General features: G+C 69.4%; 19 protein-coding genes and 1 pseudogene. 7 read left to right on the top strand and 13 right to left on the bottom strand.

The window, feature by feature from the left end:
• Positions 1–114 precede the first annotated feature (114 nt).
• Both ACH492_RS27585 and ACH492_RS27590 read left to right on the top strand, forming a co-directional pair.
• Positions 115–435 carry a DUF2254 family protein gene (locus ACH492_RS27585; protein WP_398990370.1) on the top strand — a complete coding sequence of 107 codons (321 nt, stop codon included), beginning with the start codon at positions 115–117 and terminating at the stop codon, positions 433–435.
• On the top strand, positions 371–775 hold the full coding sequence (locus ACH492_RS27590) for a DUF2254 family protein (protein ID WP_398990505.1): 405 nt from the start codon (positions 371–373) through the stop codon (positions 773–775). Before ACH492_RS27585 ends, ACH492_RS27590 begins: the two co-directional genes overlap by 65 nt.
• A gap of 1,056 nt (positions 776–1,831) precedes the next feature.
• Here the strand turns inward: ACH492_RS27590 and ACH492_RS27595 are convergent.
• The 3 genes from ACH492_RS27595 to ACH492_RS27605 form a co-directional block, all read right to left on the bottom strand.
• Positions 1,832–2,248 (bottom strand): VOC family protein, encoded by a 417-nt coding sequence (locus tag ACH492_RS27595; RefSeq protein ID WP_398990371.1) that lies wholly within the window; start codon positions 2,246–2,248, stop codon positions 1,832–1,834.
• 505 nt (positions 2,249–2,753) lie between these two features.
• Entirely contained in the window at positions 2,754–4,022 is a 1,269-nt protein-coding gene (locus ACH492_RS27600) for an MFS transporter (protein WP_398990372.1), read from the bottom strand.
• Complete coding sequence (locus tag ACH492_RS27605; protein ID WP_398990373.1) at positions 4,019–5,380, bottom strand: rhodanese-like domain-containing protein; 1,362 nt, start codon at positions 5,378–5,380, stop codon at positions 4,019–4,021. Before ACH492_RS27605 ends, ACH492_RS27600 begins: the two co-directional genes overlap by 4 nt.
• Before the next feature lie 86 nt (positions 5,381–5,466).
• On the opposite strand from ACH492_RS27605, the gene ACH492_RS27610 reads away from it, so the two are divergent.
• Positions 5,467–6,138, top strand: coding sequence for an ArsR/SmtB family transcription factor (locus tag ACH492_RS27610; protein ID WP_398990374.1), 672 nt, complete (start codon positions 5,467–5,469; stop codon positions 6,136–6,138).
• Positions 6,135–6,527 (top strand): hypothetical protein, encoded by a 393-nt coding sequence (locus ACH492_RS27615; protein ID WP_398990375.1) that lies wholly within the window; start codon positions 6,135–6,137, stop codon positions 6,525–6,527. Before ACH492_RS27610 ends, ACH492_RS27615 begins: the two co-directional genes overlap by 4 nt.
• A 51-nt stretch (positions 6,528–6,578) precedes the next feature.
• Here ACH492_RS27615 and ACH492_RS27620 read toward each other — a convergent pair whose 3' ends face one another.
• From ACH492_RS27620 to aceA, 7 genes and pseudogenes are all read right to left on the bottom strand, one after another.
• Positions 6,579–7,283 (bottom strand): cation transporter, encoded by a 705-nt coding sequence (locus ACH492_RS27620; RefSeq protein ID WP_398990376.1) that lies wholly within the window; start codon positions 7,281–7,283, stop codon positions 6,579–6,581.
• Position 7,284: 1 nt separating this feature from the next.
• On the bottom strand, positions 7,285–7,620 hold the full coding sequence (locus ACH492_RS27625; RefSeq protein WP_398990377.1) for an ArsR/SmtB family transcription factor: 336 nt from the start codon (positions 7,618–7,620) through the stop codon (positions 7,285–7,287).
• A 213-nt stretch (positions 7,621–7,833) separates the two neighbouring features.
• Positions 7,834–8,397 (bottom strand): EF-hand domain-containing protein, encoded by a 564-nt coding sequence (locus ACH492_RS27630; RefSeq protein ID WP_398990378.1) that lies wholly within the window; start codon positions 8,395–8,397, stop codon positions 7,834–7,836.
• A gap of 446 nt (positions 8,398–8,843) precedes the next feature.
• A pseudogene (locus ACH492_RS27635) lies at positions 8,844–9,038 on the bottom strand (hypothetical protein); the annotation flags it as partial.
• 106 nt (positions 9,039–9,144) lie between these two features.
• Positions 9,145–10,014: a 3-hydroxybutyryl-CoA dehydrogenase gene (locus ACH492_RS27640; RefSeq protein ID WP_398990379.1), complete on the bottom strand. Its 870-nt coding sequence runs from the start codon at positions 10,012–10,014 to the stop codon at positions 9,145–9,147.
• Positions 10,011–11,603 carry a malate synthase A gene (gene aceB / locus ACH492_RS27645; protein WP_398990380.1) on the bottom strand — a complete coding sequence of 531 codons (1,593 nt, stop codon included), beginning with the start codon at positions 11,601–11,603 and terminating at the stop codon, positions 10,011–10,013. The genes ACH492_RS27640 and aceB overlap by 4 nt, the downstream gene beginning before the upstream one ends.
• A 128-nt stretch (positions 11,604–11,731) precedes the next feature.
• Positions 11,732–13,033: an isocitrate lyase gene (gene aceA / locus ACH492_RS27650; RefSeq protein ID WP_398990381.1), complete on the bottom strand. Its 1,302-nt coding sequence runs from the start codon at positions 13,031–13,033 to the stop codon at positions 11,732–11,734.
• A 399-nt stretch (positions 13,034–13,432) separates the two neighbouring features.
• On the opposite strand from aceA, the gene ACH492_RS27655 reads away from it, so the two are divergent.
• Together ACH492_RS27655 and ACH492_RS27660 are read left to right on the top strand one after the other, a co-directional pair.
• Positions 13,433–14,854: a short-chain fatty acyl-CoA regulator family protein gene (locus tag ACH492_RS27655; RefSeq protein ID WP_398990382.1), complete on the top strand. Its 1,422-nt coding sequence runs from the start codon at positions 13,433–13,435 to the stop codon at positions 14,852–14,854.
• Positions 14,855–14,877: 23 nt separating this feature from the next.
• Positions 14,878–15,276, top strand: coding sequence for a hypothetical protein (locus tag ACH492_RS27660; RefSeq protein WP_398990383.1), 399 nt, complete (start codon positions 14,878–14,880; stop codon positions 15,274–15,276).
• Positions 15,277–15,405: 129 nt separating this feature from the next.
• Here ACH492_RS27660 and ACH492_RS27665 read toward each other — a convergent pair whose 3' ends face one another.
• Positions 15,406–15,840, bottom strand: a complete 435-nt coding sequence (locus ACH492_RS27665) for a hypothetical protein (RefSeq protein ID WP_398990384.1) — start codon at positions 15,838–15,840, stop codon at positions 15,406–15,408.
• A 63-nt stretch (positions 15,841–15,903) separates the two neighbouring features.
• Here ACH492_RS27665 and ACH492_RS27670 point away from each other — a divergent pair, with 63 nt between their 5' ends.
• On the top strand, positions 15,904–16,602 hold the full coding sequence (locus ACH492_RS27670; RefSeq protein ID WP_398990385.1) for a helix-turn-helix transcriptional regulator: 699 nt from the start codon (positions 15,904–15,906) through the stop codon (positions 16,600–16,602).
• A gap of 629 nt (positions 16,603–17,231) precedes the next feature.
• Here the strand turns inward: ACH492_RS27670 and ACH492_RS27675 are convergent.
• Together ACH492_RS27675 and ACH492_RS27680 are read right to left on the bottom strand one after the other, a co-directional pair.
• Positions 17,232–17,441 (bottom strand): DUF5988 family protein, encoded by a 210-nt coding sequence (locus tag ACH492_RS27675; RefSeq protein ID WP_398990386.1) that lies wholly within the window; start codon positions 17,439–17,441, stop codon positions 17,232–17,234.
• 95 nt (positions 17,442–17,536) lie between these two features.
• Complete coding sequence (locus ACH492_RS27680) at positions 17,537–23,893, bottom strand: SDR family NAD(P)-dependent oxidoreductase (protein ID WP_398990387.1); 6,357 nt, start codon at positions 23,891–23,893, stop codon at positions 17,537–17,539.
• Positions 23,894–23,899 lie beyond the last annotated feature (6 nt).

The raw sequence follows: 23,899 nt of genomic DNA on the forward strand, positions 1-23,899 counted from the left end.
CCACGGAGCCACGGAGCCACGTAGCCACGGAGCCACGGAGCCGCGGAAGTCCGGGGCTCCGCGGCAGCGGCGCGCGCCGGTCAACCCTTGCCGCCGGCCGGTCCGGTGACGCACATGCGGTCCGAGCGTGGCGGAGTGCTCCAGGCAATCGACGCGGCGGGGCTGATGGCCGCCGCCACCCGCCATGACTGCGTCTTCGTGATGGTCCACCCGGTCGGCGACTTCGTGGCGCCCGGCGCGACCCTCGTCGAGGCCCATGGCGACACGTCGGCGCTCGATCCGCGCGGGGTGACCGGACACGTCGCCCTCGGCGCGGAGCGGACCATCGAACAGGACCCCCTTTGCCCTGCGTATCCTCGTCGACATCGCCATCCGTGCGCTCTCGCCCGCCGTCAACGACCCCACGACCGCCGTTCAGGTGCTCAACCCCATTGAGGCCTTCCTGCACACGGTCGGCCGTATCGGACTCCGCAGCAGCTACGTGCTCGCCGACGACCACGGCCGGCAGCGCCTCGTGGTGCCGGGGCGCACGTGGGAGGAGTACCTCCAGGTCGGTGTCACCGAGATCCGTGAGTACGGGTCGACATCCCTCCAGATCTGCAGACGGCTGCGCGCGCTGCTGGACGGCCTGCTCGAGACCCTGTCGGCCGAGCATCTGCCGGCGGTCCGCATGGAGCTCGAGTTCCTCGAGGAGGCGGTGGAACGCCAGTTCACCGACCCCCGCCGCCGCGCCATGGCACGCACGGCCGACCCGCAGGGCATCGGCGGCGGGTGACGCCCGGAAGCCGTACCTCCGGGCACTGATGCCATGTGCCGACCGCATGGACGGCATCAGGTCGTGGAGTACCAGTTGGGAAGACGCCGTACGTGGATGCCTGCTGAGCTGCGATGGCCTGTGGTGCCGTGGTGCTGTCACTCCCGTTCCCCGTGGTCCCCCTCGCCTCCGACCGATTGGGCACCCAGGGGGCACGACTGGTCTTCTCCTCGCGGCAATTCCCGCATCCGATCAGTCTCGGGGCCGACAGCCGCCCCGGGCAGATGGCCGGTTTCTCGTCATGAGGGGTGTGTGGCAAGGCCGAGGTAGATCCTGGCGGTCCGGTCGTCCATGTAGTCGTTGGCTTGGCGGCCGGTCGCGGTCCTGGGGGCAAGATCACGTATGTGCCCGGTGTACTTGGTGTCCAGCGCGATGGCGACGCCCAGCAGATACTGGCCCAGCGGCGGGAGCGGTTTGTCCAGCGGGACGAGGGTGCCGGCCAGCCGGGGCGCCGGCCGTGGCGTGACCTCGGGCCAGTCCTTCTGAGCCCGGGGGTGGTTCGGGAAGGGACAGGCGCGACGCTGGGAGCCGTCGCGCCTGTCGGGCGGTCAGCGGCGACCCGAGCGACCAGCGTTCCCGCAAGGTGGCGATCAGGGAAGTATTGCGGTACGTGTCCGTGACGACGGTGCGCGGGCGGACTCAGGCGGACCCAGCCATGGGGATGCGGATCACGGCCTGGTCGAACCGGAAACCCATCTGGCCGGGCAAGGCTGCCGGGTCGGCCTGGGGCGGTACGGCGCGCGAAGTCCTGCTGGCTCTACTACGAGTTCGCCTTCTGTCGGCGAGGACTTCGTTGGGGCAGCTGGCCAGCGTGCCCCGGTTGATCGTATCGGCGGTGCTGATCGAGGCGAGGTCACCGGTGCGCGGGTCGCGGTGGTACGGGGCCAGTCCGCCGACAGAGACCGCGCGGCTACACCTGATATCCGCTCCGACCTGCTGAAGACGGGTCAGGCCGGACCGGCGCCGCGAGTGACGCGCCAGCCACCTTGGGGGTGGGGCCGGCGCGCCGCTGCCCGTTCAGGCCTGCTGCTCGCTGATGTTGACCAGCCAGGTGATGCCGAAGCGGTCCGTACACATGCCGAAGACGTCGCCCCACATCTGCTTCTCCAGCGGGACCGAGACCGTGCCGTCGCCGGAGAGTTTGTCCCAGTAGCCGCGCAGTTCGTCGGCGTCCTCCCCGCTCACGCTCACGGAGATGTTGTTCCCGGGCTTGTGCTCCATCCCCGGCGGGGTGTCTGCGCCCATGAGCGTGAAGCCGCTGTCGGTCTCGAGCATGCTGTGCATGATCTTGTCGGCGGCGTCTCCGGCCTCCTTCTCGCCGAAGTCACCGAATGTGTTCACCGTCAGGGTGCCGCCGAAGATCCCCTTGTAGAACTCCATGGCTTGCCGGGCGTCGCCGTCGAAGCTGATGTACGGGTTGAGTCGAGAAGGCACGGGATGTTCCTTTCATGGTGAGGCGTCGGTTCTGGCAGATTAGGCGGTGGACTGCCGGTGATCAGGGCGACTCCCCGGCCGTCGAACGTTGGCCTGATGCCGCCTGCTATGCCGTCTGGTAGGGCAGAAGTGCGATCCCTGAGTGGAACGGCCAGGTCTCCACGATGCTTAGCGTCGGGACCTCGGTCGCGTACTCGAACAGCCGACAGCCGACAGCCGACAGCCGAGCCCGAGGGCGACCGGCGCGCGGAGACCGATCTGCAGTCCGGCACATTCCGTCGGTTCCCCTGTGGGCAGGAGAGAGCTGCGAATGCCTTGGATGGGCAGTCGACGGACGCGGTCGACACGATAGCCCGGCGACAGACGTCTGGCCTGCGGAAACGGCCATTGGAGCACCTGCTCTTGGTCGCCCCTTCGGCTTCCCGCGCTGGTCCACGTACTGGTGAAATGCCTGCTTGGGATCGGCGAGGGGCAGTATTCCGCCGCTTCCGGGGAACGGGCCAGGTCAGGTCCGCGGGTGGGTCTCGTACATGCGGACCGCGACGAGGAGGCCGGATGCGGCGGTGAGGGCGGCAATGGCCCAGATGGCGGTGGTCAGGCTGTAGGCGTCGGCGAGGGCTCCGGCGAGGAGGGCTCCGACGGCGAAGCCGCCGTCGCGCCACAGGCGGTAGACGCCGACGGCGCGGGCGCGCCAGGCGGGGTGGGCGACGTCGCCGATGACGGCGAGCAGGGTGGGGTAGACCAGGGCGGTGCCGATGCCGAGGAGGATCTGGGCTGCGGCCCAGACGCCGAAGGTGGTGCCTGCGGCGACGAGGGCGATGGCTGCGGCCTGCAGCATCATTCCGGTGGTGATGAGGTGTTTGCGGCCGATGTGGTCGGACCACCAGCCGGTGAGCATCTGGCCCGCGCCCCAGACGGCGGGGTAGAGGGCGGCAAGGACGCCGATCTGCGCGATGGACAGATCGTGGGCGGCGAACAGCAGCGGGAAGATGCCCCACGCCAGGGCGTCGTTGAGGTTGTTGACCAGGCCGGCCTGGCTAGCGGCGGAAAGGGCTTTGTCGCTCAGGCTGGTGAGGCGGGCGATCTGGCCCGTGGTCAGATCTCCGTCGTGGACCCCGTCAGTGGGGGAGTTGTGGCGCGCGGCTTCGAAGCGGGCGTGGTCGCGGGTCTCGCGTACCACGAGGGTGGACAGGCCCAGGGCCAGGACGACGTAGGCGGCGCCGAGGAGGAACGGCTCGGGGCGCAGTCCGGCGTGGTCGGCTATCGCGCCGGTTGCCATGGCGGTTGCGGCCACGGCGACGTATCCGGCGGCCTCGTTGAAGCCCATGGCCAGGCCGCGTCGTTCCGGGCCGACCAGGTCGATCTTCATGATGACCGTGGTGGACCAGGTCATGCCCTGGTTCATGCCGAGCAGAATGTTGGCGGCGATGATCCAGCCCCAGGAAGGGCCCCAGGCCAGCATGGCGGGAATCGGCAGGGCGATCAGCCATCCGGCGATGAGGACCGGTTTGCGGCCGTAGCGGTCCGACCAGGTCCCGGCGAAGAAGTTGGTGACGGCCTTGGTGGCGCCGAAGGCCACGATGTAGGTGAGGGCGGAGGTGTAGGCGGACAGGTGGAAGACGTCGTCGGCGAGCAGCGGCAGGACGGTGCGTTCCTGGCCGAGCACGCCGCCGACCAGGGCGTTGACGGCGACGAGCAGGGTGAACTGGGCGAGGTTGGCGCGTAGTCCGAGCCGTATGCCGGAGCTGGCCTCGCCGGTGGTGTGGGTGGTCACGCGGTCTTCTCCAGGGGGCTGCCGGTGGCCTTGGACCAGTCGTTTGGTCCGCCGTCGAGGACGGCGAGATCCTGGTGGCCGGCACGCTGAAGGAGGCTGGCGGCGGTCATGGCGCGTTCGCCGTGCCCGCAGGCGACCACCGCGTCGTGCGGTGCGTCCGCAGTACGTAGGGGAAGGTCGCCGAGCTCGATGTGGACCGCGCCTGCGATGTGACCCGCGGTGTGCTCCGCCGTCTGCCGGATGTCCAGCACGGGTCGGCCTGCGATGCGGTCGGCGGTGAGCAGTTCGATGGTCTGCTGCGGCCCGCCACCAGAGATCCAGGCAGCCATACCGCCGTTGAGATGGCCGGCCAGCCGCTCGTAACCGATCTTCACAGCCTGCCACGTGACTTCGGCGAGGTCCTGCCCGGGTCCGGCGAGGAACACGATCGGGGAGTCGTCGGGCAGCAGCCAGCCCAGCCAGGTGGCGAACTGGTCGCGGAGCGGGATGGAGACGGCGCCGGGGATATGGCCGCCTGCGAAGTCCACCATCGGTCGTACGTCGACGAGCTGAGCGCCCTGGCCGAGCAGGGTACGCACCTCGGCCACAGTGAGAGGGGCAAGGGCGGGAGCGGTGGCAAGGACCCCGGGTCCGCGTCGGTTGATCTCGCTCAGCCGGTCGAAGTACGCGGGGTAGGAGCCGAGGCTGCCGATCAACTGCCGTACGAAGGTGGCTTCGTCGGGCGCGGCGAGCAACGCATTGGCCCGCTTCTGGGCGCCGATGGTGGTGGTCCGCTCGGCGCCGGGCGGCGCGGAGCAGAAGGATCCCTCGCCATGAGTCGGCCACACCGCTGTCGTGTCCGGGAGTTCGGCCAGCCGCTTGAGCGAGCGGTACTGGGCGCGGGCCAGTTCCTCCGCGCGGTCGGCGCCGAGCAGATCCGTACGGGCGGCGGATCCGACGATCAGCGAGCCGCCGGTGAACACGCCCAACTCGCGGGAGCCGTCCAGGAGGAGGTAGGACAGGTGCTCGTCGGTGTGGCCGGGGGTGGCCAGCGCCCGCAGGGTCAGGCCGCCCAGGTCGGTCTCGTCGCCGTCGGCGAGCGCGCTGTGCGGGAACGCGCGGCGTCCGGCGACGGAGGCCAGCACTGCTGCGCCGTCGGCGGCGAGCTGGAGCGCGCCGGTGAGGAAGTCGGCGTGCAGGTGGGTGTCGGCGGCGAAGGCGACCGTCAGCCCGCGCCGCTCGGCGACGGTGCGCAGGGCGCGCAGGTCCCGGCTCGCGTCCACGGCCAGGGCCCGGCCGTCGCCGAGGTCGACGAGGTAGGCGCTGTTGCCAAGACCCTCGTCGATCAGCGGTATCAGGTGATCGTCGGCGAAGCCCATCAGGTCCTCCAGGTGTCACGGTAGGGGCTGAGTGGTCACAGCACCTGCCCACAGATACAATATTCCATGGATCTATGGAGGATGCCATGGGAGATGCCGCGTGCAAGTCAGCGCTGTACGACGCCTTCGCGCACACCGGTAAGGCTCTGGCCAGCGGAAAGCGTTTGGAACTGCTCGATCTGCTCGCTCAGGGCGAGCGCACGGTCGACGCTCTGGCGAAGGCTGCTGGGCTGAATCTGACCACCGCCTCGGCGCATCTGCAGACCCTCAAGCAGGCCGGGCTCGTGGCCACCCGCCGCGAAGGGGTACGCATCCACTACCGGCTGGCCGGGGAGGACGTCGCCGCCCTCTACGCACTACTGCGGCAGGTGGCCCAGACTCATCAGGCGGGCGTCGAGGCTGCCCGTACCGCCTACCTCGGCGACCCGGGCGAGGCAGCGGAGGTGGGCCGAGAAGAGCTGCTGGCTCGCGCGCGGGCGGGCGAGGTTGTCGTCCTTGATGTCCGCCCAGCCGAGGAGTACGCCGCAGGGCACATCCCCGGCGCACTCTCCATTCCGGTCGAGGAACTCGCCGAGCGGATCGCCGAGTTGCCGGACGACGCCGAGGTGGTCGCGTACTGCCGGGGCGCCTACTGCGTTCTCGCCTACGACGCCGTGCGCCTGTTGCATGAGCGCGGCCGCAGGGCGGTCCGGCTGAGCGACGGGATGCTGGAGTGGCGGCTGGCCGAGCTGCCCGTGGACAGGGGGGCCGCCGCATGATCCCCGCGCACCCCGGGCTGCAGGGTGAACCGGTCTATCTGGACTACAACGCCACCACCCCCCTCGACCCCCGGGTCGCCGAGGCGATGCGGCCGCATCTGTCGGACTGGATGAACAAGACAGCCGACCTGTGCGACCGCGCAGCCGGTACGAGGAGGCACCCCATGACCGACGCCGAGAATGCAAACCCCCATCCGCCGGGAGACATGACCGCAGCCCAGACTTCCGTCACCCAGCTGGAGCTCCTTGCCGAGAAGCTGGGCGGCCGCGCCTTCGTAACCGCCGTCTATGGCGAACTCGTGGTCAGCGAGGGCGTCACCATCATCCCGGTCGCCAAGGCCGGCTTCGGTTTCGGCGGCGGAGCCGGCCGTGAAGTCGGTGCCCGCTGATGGCGAAGGCTCCACCTCTACGTTCAGGGTGGAGCCTTGTGCCGTACCGGCTCAGCAGCAGTCGCAGCCGGGGCGGCAGCCACACGCGTCCGACTCCGCGACGGCCGGAGCGGTGTGGGCGGTGGGTGCGCAGCAGCCTTTGCCCTGCCAGGCGTCGCGGCCTTCCTTGACGGCAATGGCCGCGATCACGAGGGCGGCGATCGGGTCGGCCCAGGACCAGTCGAGTGTGGCGTTGAGGACCAGGCCGACCAGCAGGACCGCGGACAGGTAGGTGCACAGCAGGGTTTGCTTGGAGTCCGCGATCGCGCTGGCGGAGCCGAGTTCCCGTCCGGCCTTGCGCTGGGCGGCGGACATGAACGGCATGACCACCAGGGAGAGTGCGGCGATCACGATGCCGGGGATGGAGCGGTCGGCCTCGCCGGTGCCGGTCAGGGCTCGTGCGGCGTCGACTGTGACGTAGGCGGCGAGGGCGAAGAAGGAGACGGCGGTGATCCGCAGCGCGGTTTTCTCCCGCGCCTCGCGCAGCGCGTGGTCGCGGGCGGAGAACTGCCAGGCGACCGCCGCGGCGGAGGAGACTTCGATGACGGAGTCCAGGCCGAAGCCGATCAGCGCGGTGGAGGAGGCGATCGTCCCGGCGGTGATCGCAACGACTGCTTCGATGACGTTGTAGGTGATCGTCGCCACGACCAGCAGTTGTATCCGCCGGGCCAGTGCGTCGCGGCGGGCCGGTGTCGGGCCGAGGGATATCGAGGCCATCTCAGCAGCAGCCCTTGGTCTCGGCATCGCCGCAAGTGCGGTCGGTCTCGACGGCGACGACCGCGGTGCGCAGGTCGTCGAGTGCGTGACCAAGGCGCGGGTCGGCGAGTTCGTAGCGGGTGCGTCGGCCGTCGGGGACAGCCACGACCAGGCCGCAGTCCCGCAAGCACGCCAGGTGGTTGGACAGACGGGTCCGGGAGACGCCGATCTGGTCGGCCAGATCGGACGGGTAGGCGGGGGCGGCTCGGAGAGCCAGCAGTAGCTGGCAGCGGATGGGGTCGGCGAGAGCGCGGCCGAAGCGCGCGAGCACCTCAGCCTCCGGGGCGATGGTCAGCACCCTGCCAACGGTACACGGAATCGTGAATTCATAAAACCTTGGATCATTCGCGAGGGGGTCCGCGGTGCTGTGTAATCTGCGGTCACGCCAGAATTCGGGCGCTTTGTCCTTGCGTCGGCACCCAGAGTCCCGGTCCTGGACGCGATCTGGTTACGGACAGGCCGTCCTGGCCCTGCGCTTGGGTCTGTCGGTGCGGCCCGGCTCAGCCCACGATCAGGCGCCCGACCTCTGCTCAGTGACGCCGAGGAAGATGCCGCCTGGCGTGTTGAGGTCGTCGTTGTAGAGGTGGAATGCGCGGAGCGACCTGGCGACCTCTCGCTGGGAGATGAAGGCGTCGCCGTCCAGGTCCAGCCGCTGGAAGATGATCGTGGCGTCAGCGCTGGGGATCTCGCAGAAGGCCAGGTACCGGGCGAACTCGTCCCTGTTGATCCGCTTGTCGCCGTCGACGTCCAGGACATTGAAGATGGCCTGGGCAATGTCCTCCAGCAGGTGGGACGCATTCGTGCTGTCACCCGCAGCGCGGTGCGCCGCGACGAACTCGTCCTGGGACAGACGGTCCTGCCCGGGGTTCGCCTGCGTCAGGAGTCCCAGCCATTGCGCCCAGTACGCCTTCTCCAATGACTTGATCCTGTCGTCGCTCCTCGCCAACGCATAGCCGGTCATGTACTTGTCCACGATCCGCTGGTAGTCACCCCACGTGACGAAGCCGTCAACGTCGGTGTCCAGGACCGAGAAAAGTCGCCGGAGTCGACGGGTGATCGGATCGAACGTCGCCATGCGTTCCGTGTCCTTCCGATAGAGCTGATTGACGATGGGGCTTGCACACGGCGATAAGGCTGGTCCATGCCTGCTGCATGCTGTCCGCCCTTCCCGAGAGCGAAGAGCGAACGTCGAAGTGTTAGACGTCCATGGGCCGTCGGAGGTTCACCGCCCGCCGAACAATCATGCAGAAGACCTGGGTAAGCAGATGACCCTGGGTAAATGGGAGCTTCTACCGAGTTCATTCGTCCTGCTGCCCGACCCCTTCCTCACCGACCGCCAGGAAATCAGGGACACGCCCGACTTGCCGCCTGGGACGCGCTGCGGGCTCGTTTCCTCTCCCTGCCTGCCGACCCTCTCGCCCGCACTGGCAAAGGCTTCAAGCACAGCCTCTGACCGGTACCCGGGCGCCCCCCTCACCCGGCAATCCCGCCAGGCCGGGAAGCGCCCTGAAGACCGCCTCCTCAGGAAGGGCTGGGCGGAAGCGAGGGCACTTGCCGGGCGGCTGCGACCAGGTTCTCCAACGATGCGCGGACTTCGGGCCGGCCGCGGGTCTTCAGGTCGCAGTCCGGATTGACCCACAGCCGCCCCGAGGGGAGAGCCTGCAGTCCCTTGCCGAGCAGGGTGGCCATCTCAGTGGCGGCGGGTAAGGCGGCCGACACATCGGGGACGGCACGCCAACGGGCGCGGAGCAACCTCATCCTTTGCTCCGCGCCCGCTCCACAGCAGCCCGGGCCCCTCAGCCCCGGCGGTAACCCGGGCCCCTCAGCCCCGGTCGTAGGTGTGGAATCCCCGGCCCGTCTTACGGCCGAGCAGCCCCGCCTCCACCATTCGCTGCAACAGCGGCGGCGGGGCGTACAGGGGTTCTTTGAACTCCTCGTACAACGACTCCGCGATGGCCGCGACAGTGTCCAGGCCGATCAGGTCGGCGAGCTTGAGCGGGCCCATCGGGTGGGCACAGCCCAATTCCATACCGGCGTCCACGTCGGCAGCGGTGGCGAAGCCGGACTCGGCCATGCGGATCGCGGAGAGGAGGTACGGGATCAGCAGGGCGTTGACGACGAACCCGGCCCGGTCCTGGGAACGGATCGTGGTCTTGCCAAGGGCGTCGCGGGCGAAGTCCTCGACGGCTGTGACGGTCTCCGGTGCGGTGTGGAGGGATGCGACAACCTCCACCAGTGGCAGGACGGGCACGGGGTTGAAGAAGTGCAGCCCCAGAACCCGGTCGGCGCGGTGTGTAGCCATGCCCAGGCGCATGATCGGGATCGACGAGGTGTTGGTGGCCAGAATCGCCTCCGGATCCTCGATTGTCTTGTCCAGAGCGGCGAATATTTCGGTCTTGGCGTCGGTGTTCTCGACGACGGCTTCGACGACGAGTTGCCGGTCTGCCAGGTCGTCGAGGCTGCCGGTGAAGACGAGGCGGGCAAGGGCGTCCTCGGCGGAGATACGGTCCAGTTTGCCGCGCTGGACAGCGCGTTCGAGGGAGGTGGTCACACGCTCCCTGGCTCCGCGGGCCGCGGTGGCATCTGCCTCGCAGATCACCGTGTCGAGCCCTGCGCGGGCGCAGACCTCTGCGATGCCGGCCCCCATCTGGCCGCCGCCGACCACGCCGATCCTTGTGATGGACCCGTTCATGACTGCACTTCCGATCGGCGGACGAGGTGGCGGACGTAGGCGTCGGGGGTGAAGAACGCCGGCAAGTCCCGTGCCAGTGCCGTGCGTTCGAAGACAGCTCGGACTTCGTCCACTCTGGCCCATGGATACTCCGCCCCCAGGGCTGCTGTCTCGTCGTCCAGCAGCTCGACCACGGTGTCGCGCTCGACTGCGCCGTGGCGTATCCACTGCCAGATCTGGCAGCGGGCGATCTCGGCGGTGGCCGCGTCCTCCATGAGCCCGTACAGGGCGACGGCTCCGCTGCCGCGCAGCCACGCGTCGAAGTAGCGCAGGGCGACGGCGATGTTGGCGCGGACGCCCTCGGGGGCGGGCGGGCCGGCGGTGCGGCGGACCGCGACGAGGTCTGCGGCGGTGACGTGGACGTCGTCGCGGGTGCGCTCGATCTGGTGGGGCCGGTCGCCCAGCACGCTGTCGAAGACTTCACGGCAGACGGGGACCAGACCCGGGTGGGCGACCCAGGAGCCGTCGAAGCCGTCCTCGGCCTCGCGTTCCTTGTCGAGCCGTACCTTGGCGAGCGCCGCCTCGTTGGCCTGCGCTTCGCGGCTGGGGACGTGGGCGGCCATGCCTCCGATGGCGTGGGCGCCGCGCTTGTGGCAGGTGTGCACGAGCAGTTCGGTGTAGGCGCGCATGAACGGCGCGGTCATGGTGACCTTCGCCCTGTCCGGGAGGACGAAGTCGGGGCGGTGCGCGAAGTTCTTGATCAGGCTGAAGAGATAGTCCCAGCGGCCCGCGTTGAGACCCGCACTGTGTTCGCGGAGCTCGTGGAGGATCTCCTCCATCTCGAAGGCGGCGGTGATCGTCTCGATGAGGACGGTGGCGCGGATGGTCCCGCGCGGGATGCCGAGGAGTTCCTGGGCGAGCACGAAAACGTCGTTCCACAGGCGGGCTTCGTAGTGGTTCTCCAGCTTGGGGAGGTAGAAGTACGGGCCGCGGCCGGCGTCGATCTGCCGCTCGGCGCAGTGGAAGAAGTACAGCCCGAAGTCGACGAGCGAGGCCGGGACGGGGCGGCCGTCGATGACGAGGTGCTTCTCCGTGAGGTGCCAGCCCCGTGGGCGGACCATGATGGTCGCCAGGTCGTCGCCGAGCCGGTACTCCTTGCCCCCGGGCGTGGTGAAGTCGATACGCCGGTCGATGGCGTCGAGCAGGTTCAGCTGGCCGCCGATGATGTTGTCCCAGGTCGGCGACGTGGCGTCCTCGAAGTCGGCCATCCACACCTGTGCGCCGGAGTTGAGGGCGTTGATGGTCATCCGACGCTCGGGCGGGCCGGTGATCTCCACCCGGCGGTCGGTCAGGCCCGGCGCGGGCGGAGCGACCCGCCAGTCGGTGGCGGTGCGGACGGCCGGGGTGGCGCGCGAGAAGTCGAGCGGGGTGCCGGAGGCGAGTCGCTCGGCGCGGCGGCGCCGCTCGGCGAGGAGTTCGAAGCGTCGGCCTGCGAAGGCCGCGTCGAGGCGGCCGATGAAGTCCAGAGCTGTAGGGGTGAGGATCTCGTCGTGGCGGTCACCCGGTGCGCCGAGGACCTGGACTGGGCTGGTCAGAGCAGTGGTTGACATGCAGGTCTCCTCAGCGGAGCGGTGAGGACCGGACGGAGACGGACGTCCGGCCCTGGCCTGGACACGGGCTGACTGGACGGGGAGGGGCGAGCCGGGGCTGGGTCCCGGCTCGCCCTTCCCGGTGATGCTTAGTGGAACTGCTCTTCCTCGGTGGAGCCGGTCAGCGCAGTCGTCGAGGAAGCGGGGTTGACGGCGGTGGAGATCAGGTCGAAGTAGCCGGTGCCGACCTCGCGCTGGTGCTTGACCGCGGTGAAGCCGTGCTCCTGGGCGGCGAACTCGCGCTCCTGCAGGTCGACATAGGCGGTCATCCCGTGCTCGGCGTAACCGCGGGCCAGGTCGAACATGCCGTGGTTGAGCGAGTGGAAGCCGGCCAGAGTGATGAACTGGAAGCGGTAGCCCATCGCGCCCAGCTCCCGCTGGAACTTCGCGATCTGGTCGTCGTCCAGGGCGGCCTTCCAGTTGAAGGACGGCGAGCAGTTGTACGCCAGCATCTGGTCCGGGTATTGGGCATGGATCGCCTCGGCGAACTCGCGGGCCTGCGCCAGGTCCGGCGTGCCGGTCTCCACCCAGATCAGATCGGCGTACGGGGCGTAGGCGAGGCCGCGGGCGATGACCGGGGCCATGCCGCTCCGCACCCGGTAAAAGCCCTCGGCGGTGCGCTCTCCGGTGACGAACCGAGCGTCGCGCTCGTCGACGTCGCTGGTGAGCAGGTTCGCGGCGAGGGCGTCCGTGCGGGCGACGATGACGGTGGGGACATCGGCGATGTCGGCAGCGAGGCGGGCCGCGTTGAGGGTGCGGATGTGCTGGGCGGTGGGGACGAGGACCTTGCCGCCGAGGTGGCCGCACTTCTTCTCGGAGGCGAGCTGGTCCTCGTAGTGGATGCCGGCCGCACCCGCGGCGATCATCGCCTTGGTCAGTTCGAAGGCGTTGAGCGGGCCGCCGAAGCCGGCCTCGGCGTCGGCGACGATCGGCGCCAGCCAGTCCGTGCCCTCGTCCGAACCGGTCGCGCCGCCCTCGGCGGTCGCGATCTGGTCGGCGCGCAGCAGCGCGTTGTTGATCCGACGGACCACCTGCGGCACCGAGTTGACCGGGTAGAGGCTTTGGTCGGGGTAGGTGTGGCCGGCCTGGTTGGCATCGGCGGCGACCTGCCAGCCGGAGAGGTAGATGGCCTGCAGCCCGGCCTTGACCTGCTGCACTGCCTGGCCGCCGGTGAGGGCGCCCAGCGCGTGGATGTAGTCCTGCTCATGCAGCTGCCGCCACAGCCGCTCGGCGCCACGCCGTGCCAGGGTGTGCTCCTCACGGACACTGCCCGACAGCCTCACGACCTCCTCCGCGGCGTAGGTGCGTTCTATGCCCTTCCACCGCGGGTCCGTCGCCCACCGCTGTGCCAGCTCTTCGGCCGTCGCCGTCGTCGTCCCTGTCTGCGCCATGACCGTCTCCCGGGTCGCGTGAAAACACACGGTTTTTGTGAAGTGTGCGTAAGGCATGTCACTGAGTGACGTGCTACTGATGCGGCCCGCCGCCGTCCGGGTGGGTGGAGCGGTGAGCAATGCGCCCGGATCGCCGGGCCAGCAACCCAGATACACGACGTCAGGGCTTGAAATCGCGCTCGGAGTTCCGGCTCGGCTGTCGTGTCCGGCGGGCCGCATTAAGACTCTTGCAGTGGCACTCGGTGCCATCAACCTTGGCGACTTGCCAACCTCTGCGAGTCTTCCCCTGGCGTTTTGCCAATCTTGCGAAGGTTGGAGTCACTGTCGCGCGCCTAGACTCACAGTCGTACTCGCGAGTAGATCGACCCTGATCAGGGGAAGGCCGGACGGGAGTGAAGGGTGAGCAAGACCTACGCGGGGGCGCGGCTGCGGCGGCTGCGTGAGGAGCGCAGGCTCAGCCAGGCGGAGCTGGCACGGGTGCTGGCCATCTCCCCGAGCTATCTGAACCAGATGGAGCACGACTCACGGCCGTTGACCGTGCCTGTGCTGCTGCGGCTGACCGAGGCGTTCGGCGTGGACCCCGGCTTCTTCTCCGAGCGCGACACCAGCCGGGTCCTGGCCGACCTGCGGGAAGCGCTCGCCGACGAGGTCGCGAGCGCCCGGATCTCCCCCTCCGACCTGTCGGAACTCGCCTCCCGACTGCCCGCTGTCGCCACGGTCCTGCTCGACCTGGGGCGACGCAACCAGGGATTGACCGAGCAGCTCGCAGAGGCCTCCGAAGGCCGTGTCGGCGTAGCCGGTGCGGCTGCGCCGCGCACCCCGCACGAGGAGATCCGCGAGTTCTTCTACCGGCGGCAGAACTATGTGCACGACGCGGACCTCGCCGCCGAGGACCTGGCCTCGGAGCTCGGCATCCGGCCCGGCGAGGTGCTGCGGGCACTCGCAGCCCGGCTCACCGACCGGCACGGCCTGCGCCTGGTCACCGACGGCCCGGACGGCGACCGGCTGCACCGCTACGACCCGGCGACCCGGGTCCTGCATCTGTCGAGCAGGCTGCGCCCGGGCCAGCAGGCGTTCCGGATGGCCACCCAGATTGCCCTGCTCGAGTACAGCGAGGAGCTGTCCCGTCTGGCCTCGGAAGATTACGAGGAGGACTCCGCCACCTGGTCGCTGGCCCGGATCGGCGTCGCCAACTACTTCGCCGCCGCGCTGATCCTGCCGTACCGCGCCTTCCATAGAGCCGCGGAGGAGGTGCGCTACGACGTCGAGCGTCTCACCGACCGTTTCGGACTCGGCTACGAGACCGTATGCCACCGACTGAGCACCCTCCAGCGGCCCCGCATTCGCGGAGTCCCGTTCTCTTTCGTACGGGTGGACCGCGCGGGCAATATGTCCAAGCGTCAGTCCGCCACCGGTTTCCACTTCTCCCGGGCGGGCGGCACCTGCCCGCTGTGGAATGTCTACGAGGCGTTCGCCGCACCCGGCCGCATCCACGTCCAGATCGCGGCCATGCCGGACGGCCGGCGGTATCTGTGGACCGCGCGCACTGTCACCCGCCATCGTGGCGGATGGGGAGAACCTGGCAAGACCTTCGCCATCGGCCTCGGCTGCGAGATCCGGCACGCCTCCCGGCTCGTCTACTCCACCGGACTCAACCTGGACAACGCCTCCGCCGCCACCCCGATCGGCATGGGCTGCCGCATCTGCGAACGCCTGGACTGCCCGCAGCGGGCCGTGCCCCCACTGGGACTGCCCCTCGCGGTCGACGAGAACAGCAGCACCTTCGTGCCGTACGCGGTCGAGGACCCCGAACCGCGGTAACGGGGCCGCTCAGGACTCAGTCTGTGCCGAGTACGACGAAGTCCGGCACCAAGCGGGGGCCTGCCGTCGGCTTCGCTGCCCACTCCTTCGTGAAGCAGCTGGACGTCATCGGCCCGATGCTGGGCCTGTCCGCGACGGTCACCGCGCTGTTGCTGTCCCCGATCGCCACCGAACTGCCGGAGATCACGAACGCGGTGATCTGGGTGCGGCAGGGCAAGACCAAGCCGGCGCTGGCCAACATTTCCGGCGCCATGATGAGCCGGGCCACTGTGCCCAGCGGCATCGGCCTGCGCCTCACCCGCCGGCACTTCGACGGCGCCCTGCTTCGCACGGCAGGCAGGTGGCCGAGCATGTCAGGGCCGGGCGATGAGGGCGCACCGTTGTCGGTCACCGGCCCTCCTCAAAGAACCACATCACGCTGAGGCCCCAATGCTCAGGTCGGTGACCATCCGTCTCGACCCCGAGGCGCTCCCGGCCGTGGAGAACGGCACGGGGCGGGTGGTGCCGTGTGGCGCTCACCCGCCAGGTGCGTTCGGCGCGGCCGTGGATCTTCACAGTGACTGCTGCTTGCGGTGGTAGCGCTCGGCGAGTCTGGCGAGCGCGACTGCGCCGAGGAGCAGTCCGAAGTCGCGCAGAGCAATGTCGTAGTGGCCCGGGATGGTCAGCAGGTTGACGATGATGCCGGCGAGCCATCCGGCTACCAGCCAGCCTCCGAAGCGCGGGGCCAGGGCGACGGCGATGCCTGCCACGATCTCGATCACACCCACTGCGTACATGGCGGCCTGGGCGCTGCCCGGAACGAGGCCGTTGATCCACGGCGCGAGGTAGGTCGGCCAGTCCACGAGCAGGTTGGTGAACTTGTCCAGGCCGAACAGGATCGGGGCAAGGGTGAATCCGGTGCGCAGGATCAGGAACGCCTGGTAGCCCGGGTCGGTGAGCGCAGGCCGCCGGGCGGTCGCGGCGGTGGTGTTGGTTGCGGACGACATGGCGCCCTCCTTCTATCGACAACTCTCATTAACGATAGAAGCACCGTGTTCTCTCTTTAGTCAATGGCTGTGGGTTTTACACTGGTCTTCGTGGACCACCCGAAGGAAGCGCAAGACGCTGATGTCTCCGCCGTCGCCGCTCTGGACGAGCCGACGCGCAGGAGGCTGTACGACCATGTGGTGCGCCAGCCGGGCCCGGTCAGCCGGGACGAGGCGGCGGCGGCTCTCGGCCTGGCGCGGCAGACCGCGGCATTCCACCTGGACCGGCTGGCCGACGAATCGCTGCTCGACGTCGTCTACGAGCGGCGCAGCGGGCGCTCAGGACCGGGTGCGGGCAGGCCGGCCAAGCTCTACCGGCGCTCGGCGAAGCAGGTGTACGTCAGCCTGCCGGACCGGCGCTACGAGCTCGCCGGTCGGCTGCTCGCCCAGGCCGTGGAGGAATCCGAGGCGACCGGTGAGCCGGCGCGGACCGTGCTGCACCGCAGGGCCCAGGACCTGGGCAACGATCTGGGCAAGCAGGACTGTGCTGGTGTCCTCGACCTGCTGGAGCGGTACGGGTTCGAGCCACGGCTCGAAGGCGACGCGATTGTTCTCGCCAACTGTCCCTTCCACACGCTGGCCCGTGAGCACACCGAGACGGTGTGCGGCATGAACCTCCGCCTGCTGCGCGGTGTCCTTCAGGGGCTGGGCGACGGCGGGTATGAGGCGTGCCTGGCGCCTGGCCCCGGCCGGTGCTGCGTCCGTCTGGAGCCGGCCGCCTGATCCGAACCCGCGGGCCGGCTGTGGCTCGGCGGATGCTCTGCGTCGGGACGATGCGAGGCCCGCACCGGATGCCGGCGGTCTGCCTGCCGTGGTCCAGGAGTCGGGCAACGCGGCGGGTGTCAGTGAGGCAGGTGCGCAGGCCAGCACTTGCCAGAGCGGGGCGCTCCACTGTCCTCGCCGCTTGGATTTCCGCTCCGGCGATGAAGAACGTTGGGACCCGGTCGACGAGTTCGCTGTGTCGGACAGGGCGGAGTCGCGATGCACACAACGGGCGCCCAGAGCCCGGGTGGCCGTGCCGAACAGGCAGTGGTATCGGCGATTCTGGCCGGCACCACCTGGACCGTGGTGTGGATACCGATGGGCGCGGTCCTGCTCGGGACGGCGATCCCGTTGGGCGTCTGCCGCCCCTCAACCTGCTGCTGGCCGGGGAGGAGGCCGCAGCGGCCCTCGGTCTCGACGTACACCGCTTCCGTGCCGCATTGTCGCGTCGAGTGGATCGGAAAGGAGTGATTCCACATACGGCGGTGGCGCTGAAACCGCGAGGAAGGGCGTTGAACTGCGGTGATGTGCCCGATGCGAGTCACCAAGTCACCATCTGCGGCTGTCCCGAATGGCTCGGTGCATCCGCATCACTCGGCGATGTAGGTGCGGTAGGTCCAACGGTAAACAGGCATTGTTTCACCGTGCAGGGTGCGGTACTCGTGCGTGAACTCGAAGTGCTCGTAGGCATTGTGACGCAATATCTTGACCGGCTCTCCGCATCCTCCGGGTGGCAACGCCCAGACTTGAGGAAGGTCGTCCGGGCCTCCTTGAAGAAGCACTAGATTCGATTGGTGCATGGCTCATGCCTCCAGCAGCCTGGGATGAGACGGAGTGGATCAGCGTTGAAGGGCGAGCCGGGCGGACGAGCCGTCAGCGCGGCTCGCCTGCGGGCTTATGAACCCGCAGGGTCCTGGAGGGTGAGGCCCATGTGGTCGGCGAGACCTGTGGCGAGTGCCGCCAGCGTCGGGTGCTGATAGACGAAGTTGGCGGCGATTTTGATGCCGAGACCGGTTTCCAGACGGGTTCGCAGTTCCAGGGACAACAGCGAGTCGAACCCCAGTGACTTCAGCGGAGACTGCGGGTCGAGGGCGGTGTTTCCCAGCCGGAGCACCGCGCGGATGTGGTCGGCGACGTAGGCCTCGAGGGCGGTGCGTCGGGCAAGACCCGCCGGTATGGAGCTCAGCTCGGTGCGAATATCGATGCTGTCGTCCTGCTCGGTGTTTCCGGACGGTTCCTCTGCGAGGAGGCTGAACAGGGACGAATGCCGAACCGCCGGGAGGATCCAGGTGTCCGGTTTCCCGGGGATCACGGCGGTGCGTGTGCGCTGGTGTACGAGGAGCGCGTTCAGCGCCTGGAGTCCCTTTTTCGTGGGGATGGTGTGGTACCCGCGTTCGGCGAAGTCGACGGCGGCCCCTGTCTCACCCCATGCGCCCCAGTTCACGGAGAGTGTCGGCATGCCGCGGCCCGTCCGCCAGGTGGCGAATCCATCGAGCCAGGAGTTGGCGGCGGCGTAGGCACCTTGGCCGGGATTGCCCAGCAGGGAGGCCATGGACGAGAACACGACGAACCAGTCGGGGGCGTGAGTGGCGGTGGCTTGGTGCAGCTGCCACGCGCCGGTTGCCTTGGGCTGCCACACTCGTAGGAGCTGGTCGTCGGAAATGTTGGTGACCGCGGCGTCGTCGAGGACCATGGCCGCGTGTATGAGGCCGCGCAGGGGCAGGCCGTTCGCGGTGGCGGCGGTCACGAGGCGTTCGGCGGTGCCCGGCTCGGCGATGTCGCCGAGCGCGACGGTGATCCGGGTCCCATGGGCGCGCAGCTCCTCCAGGGTCCGTTCGGTGGACTCCGAGCCGGGCGAGCGGCCATTGAGGACGATGTGACCGGCGCCCTGTTCGGCGAGCCAGCGGGCTGTCGCGAGGCCGACACCCCGCAGTCCGCCGGTGACGATGTAGGCGCTGTCCGGGTGTACGGCGGAGGGTTCTTGGGGGATCACGGCGGTCGTGTCGCCCCGGTCGGGGACGGTCAGGATCAGTTTGCCGATGTGGCTGGCGCCAGCCATGAAGCGGAATGCCTCGGTGGCCTCGGCCAGTGGGAAGCTTCGGTGGGGCAGCGGCTTCAGACGTCCCGAGGTGATCTCGCTGAGCACCTCGCGGAGCATGGCGCTGAAGAGCTCCGGTCGCTTGTGCTGGACCTCGATGAGGTCGACCGTGCTGAGGGTGATGTTGTGCCGGAACGGCGACAGCCCGACGGATGTGTCGGAGAGGATGTCGCGCACCCCGAGTTCGACGAAACGGCCGAAGGGGCGCAGAGTTTCGAGCCCGGAGCGAATCGCCGCGCCGGACAAGGAGTTGAGGACGACATCGACGCCCTCGCCCCCGGTGGCGGCGCGGGTCTGCTCGGTGAAGTGCAAGGACCGGGAATCCATGACGTGCTCGATTCCCATACCGCGCAGATAGGCGCGCTTCTCCGGGTTGCCGGCTGTGGCCAGTACCTCGGCCCCCAGCATCCGGGCGACGCCGATGGCGGCAAGCCCGGTCCCGCCGGTCGCGGAGTGGATCAGAACACGTTCACCGGCGGTGAGTCGCGCCACGTGGCGCAAGGCGTACCACGCGGTGACGTACGCGGCGGGGAGCCCTGCCGCTGCGGTTGCGTCGATTCCGGCCGGTACGGGCGCGACGGCATGGACCGGCACGGTGACGAACGACCCGAACGCCCCGCCCCGCAGGTCGACGGCCAGCACCGGGTCACCCACGCGGACGGCCGTGACGTCCGGCCCCACCGCCGTGACCGTCCCCGCGCACTCGAAGCCGATGCGGTACCTCGCGTCCTCGTCTGCGGAGAGGAGGCCCATGGCTGTGAGCACGTCCCGGAAGTTCACCGCTGCGGCGCGGACGCGGAGTTCGGCTTCCCCCGGCCCCGGGGCGGGCCTGTCGGTGACGGCGAGTTGGAGGGACCCGAGGTCGCCGAAGCGGCCGACTCGGAGCCGGAAGCGGTCCGTGCCATAGCGCACGGTGCGTGCGGTGGCCGTGTGGCGCTCGGTCTCCGTCAGCGGGGCGTAGTCCAGCCGGGCGATGTGGCGGGTGCCGCCGCGCAGGGCGACTTCGTCCTCGGGACCGGCGTTCAGCAGTTCGGCCGCCACCTCGTGCAGTGCCGCGTCGGCCGGGTCGGCGTCCAGATGGGTGGCACGCACTTCGGGGTGCTCGTAGGCGAGGACGCGTACCACTCCGCGCAGTGCGCTCTGGCCGGGGTCGGCCGGCTCCGCGGGGTCGACGGTCTGGGCGCCACGGGTGACCACGAACAGACGAGGAGGTTCGGGGCAGCCGGATACGGCGGCTTGCGCGGTGTCGAGCAGCCGTCGGGTGCGTCGTAGTGCGTGCGCTGCCGGATCCCCGCCGTCGGTGGGTGGCGCGCAGAGCAGCACCACGGCGTCCGGGGGTCCGGGGTGGTCGGCCCAGCGGTCGACGAGTGCGTCTTTGAGCAGCCCGAGCGGGTGGTCGCCCACGGGGGTGTCGAGCACGTCGGTGGTCGCCCCTGCCATGTGCAGAATGACGGCAAGCGCCTGGGCGGAACCGTCCGCCTCACCGATGACGAGCCAGCTTCCCTGCGGGGTCGTTCCTTTCGTCTCCGGGCGCGCAGCACGTTGCCAGCGAGTCTCGAGGAACCAGCCGTCGACACCGGCTGCACCGGGCGCGCCATGGCGTACCAGCTGCAGGCTGTCAATACTGAGCACGGGCTTGCCCGCCTCGTCCAGCAGACGGACGTGTCCGGTGACGCCGTCGGTCTTCTCCTCCACGATGCGGGCGTGACAGTACACGGCTGTCGTGGGGTCGCCGAGGATGCGTACTGCCTTGACCTCGACCGGAAGGACCAGGCTCTGGCCGTGCTCCCGGATTCGCCCCGCAACCAGCGCTTGCGCGCAGCAATCGACAAGGACCGGGTGGATACGCAGATCGTCCGGCGCCGGTGTGGCCGCCGCCGGTAACTCGACGCGGGCCCATACACTCTCGCCGTCGCGTGAGACCCGCAGGTTCGTGATGCCGGTGAAGGCCGGGCCGTGTTCGATGCCGCGGGCGCGCATGCCCGCGTAGAGCGAGGCCGGGTCGAGGGCGACCGGGTGCTGTGCCGGCAGCGCCGTCAGCTTCGCCGTCAGCTTCGCCGTCGGCGCCATCGGCGGTACGCCGACGTGGTGCAGCTCGGCGGTCGCCTGTCGTACCCAGCCTCCGTCGGCACCTCGGCCGAAGATCTCGCACTCGGCGCGGTCCGGCGCGGTCACGGTCACGCTGGTGACCATCTCGGTGTGTGCGGACAGCTGCAGCAACTCCAGAAACCGGACGTCGGTGACCTCGATTTCCTGCTCAGGGGCACCGAACACCTCACAGGCAGCCGTCAGGGCGACGGCGCAATAGCCGGCACCGGGGAACACCGGATCCGCGTGCACCCGGTGGTCGGCCAGCCATGGCACCGCCACGGTGCCCGCGTCTGCCCGCCAGTAGTGACGGATCTGTTCACCAGGGACCTCGGCGTGTGTGCCGGGCAGGCCGCCGCCAGTTCCCGCGGGAGCGTCCGCGAACGGGGCGACATCCACCCAGTGAGGTTGCCGGTCGAACGTGAGGAACGGTACGTCGGAGAGCGCCGCGTCCAGGTAGAGCTTGGACCAGTCGACATCGACGCCCGCGCAGTGCAGAGCCGCCAACTGGGTGCGGAACGTGGTCAGTTCCTCCTCCTCGCGGCGCAGTGTGGGCAGAACCACCGCGTTCTCGACGAGACGGGGCAGGCTGTCCGTGACGGAGCGGGTGACGACCGGGTGGGGAGAGACTTCGACGTAGACGTGGTGCCGGTCCGCGGCAGCTGCGGCGATCGCGGACGCGAACCGGACGGGGTGGCGCAGGTTCGCGCACCAGTAGGCGGCGTCGAAGTCGGGGATCCGGCGTGGGTCATTCAGAACTGTCGAGTAGAACGGCACTCGGGGCTGCTCAGGTGCCAAGTCCGCCAGGGCCGTGCGGAGATCGGAGAGCAGCGGATCCACTTGGGGAGAGTGTGAGGCGACGTCCACGGCGATCAGATGCGCGGGGACGGCCCGCGACTCCCAGGAGGAAACCAGCCGTTCCACCTCTCGGGTCTCACCGGCGATGACCGTTGAGCCGGGGGCGGCGAGGACTGCGACCGAGACAGCTCCGGTCGCGCAGGCGGTGTCGAGTTCAGCTTCCACCGCCGCCCGGTCCAGGCTCACGGTCGCCATGGCGCCGGCCCCCGCGATCCGGGTCAGCAGCGAGGACCGGCGGCAGATGACCCGGACGCCGTCGGCGAGCGTCAGCGCTCCGGCCACGACCGCGGCCGCGACCTCACCCATGGAGTGGCCCACGACGGCGGCCGGTTCGACGCCATGCGCCCGCCAAAGGGCCGCGAGCGCGATCTGTACGGCGAACAGCAGGGGCTGCACCCGTGAGCATTCGGTCACCGGATCTCCCCTGGACACCATGTCGAGTACGGAGAACCCGGCCTCGGCTCCGATCAGCGCGTCGGCTTCGGTCAGGGCCGCGGCGAAGGCCGGTTCGTACTCCAGCAGAGTGCGTCCCATGCCGGCCCATTGCGAGCCCTGCCCGGAGAACACCCACACCGGGCGCCGGGAGACTCCGGCAGCCACTGCGCCGGACACCAGGCCCGGGTGAGCCTGTCCGGCCGCGAAGGACCTCAGGGCGCGGACGAGGTCATGGCGGGAGGCGGCCACCGCACCGAGGCGGCCGCGGCCCGCCGAGCGCCTCAGAGCGAGCGTGTGGGCGACGTCGCGCAGCGGCACGCTCGATCCGTCTCCCTCGAGCCAGTCGGCGAGCCGTTCGGCCGCCAACGGGAGCACCCTGGCGGACCCCGCGGGTACGAGAAAGACCTCGGGCGTCGTGCCCTGCGGGCATGTGACAGGCCGATGGCTGGAGGCGGCGGCCGGTGCCTGCTCGAGTACGACGTGGGCATTGGTGCCGGAATATCCGAAGGACGAGACCGCCGCGAGCCGGGGGCTCGAGCGGGTGGGCCACTCGGTCAGCCGGGTGGGCACGAAGAAGCGGGTTCCTTCGGCCGCGATGGCCGGGTTCCACTCCGTGAAGTGCAGATTGGGCGGGACGAGTCCGCGCTGCAGGCACAGCACGGCCTTGATCAGGCCGGTGATTCCGGAGGCGGGTTCGAGATGTCCGAGGTTCGTCTTGACCGATCCCAGCGCGCACCGGTCCCGGCCCACGCCGTAGACCTGTGCCAGGCTCGAGAACTCGATCGGATCCCCGATCGGCGTGCCCGTACCGTGCGTCTCGATCATCCCCACGTCCTTGTGGTCGGTCCCAGCACGTTCCAGTGCTTCCCGGAACAGGGCTTGCTGGGCGGCCGCCGAGGGGGCGGCCAGCCCGTCGGACCGACCGTCCTGGTTCACGGCCGAGCCGCGTATCACGGCGAGCACACGGTCACCGTCCCGCAGGGCGTCGGCCAGGCGTTTGAGTACGACGACACCGCACCCCTCACCGCGCACGAAGCCGTCCGCGGCGGCGTCGAACGTATGGCAGCGTCCCGTCGGCGACAGCATTCCCATCCGCGCGAAAGACCTCATCGTCCTGGATCCGAGGATGAGCGTGACGCCGCCGGCCAGGGCGAGGTCGCACTCACCGGACCCCAGCGCCCGGCATGCCAGGTGGAGTGCCACGAGCGATGAGGAGCAAGCCGTGTCCAGCGCGACACAGGGACCGTGCAGCCCCAGGAGATAGGAGATCCGTCCCGCGGCGACGCAGTGACCGTTCGTCAGGAGCGAGCCCTCCAGCTCCAGCGGCTGCCCGGCGAGACCCTCGTAGAAGTCGTTGTAGCTGATGCCCAGGTACATCCCTGTGGAACTCCCGGTCAGCCGGTCGGGCGGCAGGCCCGCGTGTTCCAGTGCCTCCCAGGCCACCTCCAGAAGCAGTCGGTGCTGGGGGTCGAGCACGTCCGCCTCGCGACCGGAGACGCCGAAGAAGTCCGCGTCGAAGCCGGACACGTCCCGCAGGTAGCCGCCCTGTCGCGCCATCGGATTCCCGTTCCCGGACCCGACGCTGCCGTGATGAGCGCCTGATGCCCCGGACCCGGTACGACCGGCAGGAGGGTTCCCCACCGCATCCCGTCCGTCGGCCAGCAGTCGCCACAGTGCGGCCGGCGAATCGACATCGCCGGGGAGCCGGCACCCCAGTCCGACAACGGCGATGCGCTCGTGCTCTGCGCTCGCAGGGTGATCACGCTGGACCATGGGAAA

Source organism: Streptomyces sp. NPDC019443 (assembly GCF_044389785.1).
Classification (GTDB): Bacteria; Actinomycetota; Actinomycetes; order Streptomycetales; family Streptomycetaceae; genus Streptomyces.

Excerpts from the sequence above, each read along its gene's own strand:
- ACH492_RS27585 (WP_398990370.1), top strand. The coding sequence starts at position 115 with ATGCGGTCCGAGCGTGGCGGAGTGCTCCAGGCAATCGACGCGGCGGGG.
- ACH492_RS27605 (WP_398990373.1), bottom strand. The coding sequence starts at position 5,380 with ATGGGCTTCGCCGACGATCACCTGATACCGCTGATCGACGAGGGTCTT.
- ACH492_RS27610 (WP_398990374.1), top strand. The coding sequence starts at position 5,467 with ATGGGAGATGCCGCGTGCAAGTCAGCGCTGTACGACGCCTTCGCGCAC.
- ACH492_RS27615 (WP_398990375.1), top strand. The coding sequence starts at position 6,135 with ATGATCCCCGCGCACCCCGGGCTGCAGGGTGAACCGGTCTATCTGGAC.
- ACH492_RS27620 (WP_398990376.1), bottom strand. The coding sequence starts at position 7,283 with ATGGCCTCGATATCCCTCGGCCCGACACCGGCCCGCCGCGACGCACTG.
- ACH492_RS27630 (WP_398990378.1), bottom strand. The coding sequence starts at position 8,397 with ATGGCGACGTTCGATCCGATCACCCGTCGACTCCGGCGACTTTTCTCG.
- ACH492_RS27640 (WP_398990379.1), bottom strand. The coding sequence starts at position 10,014 with ATGAACGGGTCCATCACAAGGATCGGCGTGGTCGGCGGCGGCCAGATG.
- aceB (WP_398990380.1), bottom strand. The coding sequence starts at position 11,603 with ATGTCAACCACTGCTCTGACCAGCCCAGTCCAGGTCCTCGGCGCACCG.
- aceA (WP_398990381.1), bottom strand. The coding sequence starts at position 13,033 with ATGGCGCAGACAGGGACGACGACGGCGACGGCCGAAGAGCTGGCACAG.
- ACH492_RS27665 (WP_398990384.1), bottom strand. The coding sequence starts at position 15,840 with ATGTCGTCCGCAACCAACACCACCGCCGCGACCGCCCGGCGGCCTGCG.
- ACH492_RS27670 (WP_398990385.1), top strand. The coding sequence starts at position 15,904 with ATGGCTGTGGGTTTTACACTGGTCTTCGTGGACCACCCGAAGGAAGCG.
- ACH492_RS27675 (WP_398990386.1), bottom strand. The coding sequence starts at position 17,441 with ATGCACCAATCGAATCTAGTGCTTCTTCAAGGAGGCCCGGACGACCTT.
- ACH492_RS27680 (WP_398990387.1), bottom strand. The coding sequence starts at position 23,893 with ATGGTCCAGCGTGATCACCCTGCGAGCGCAGAGCACGAGCGCATCGCC.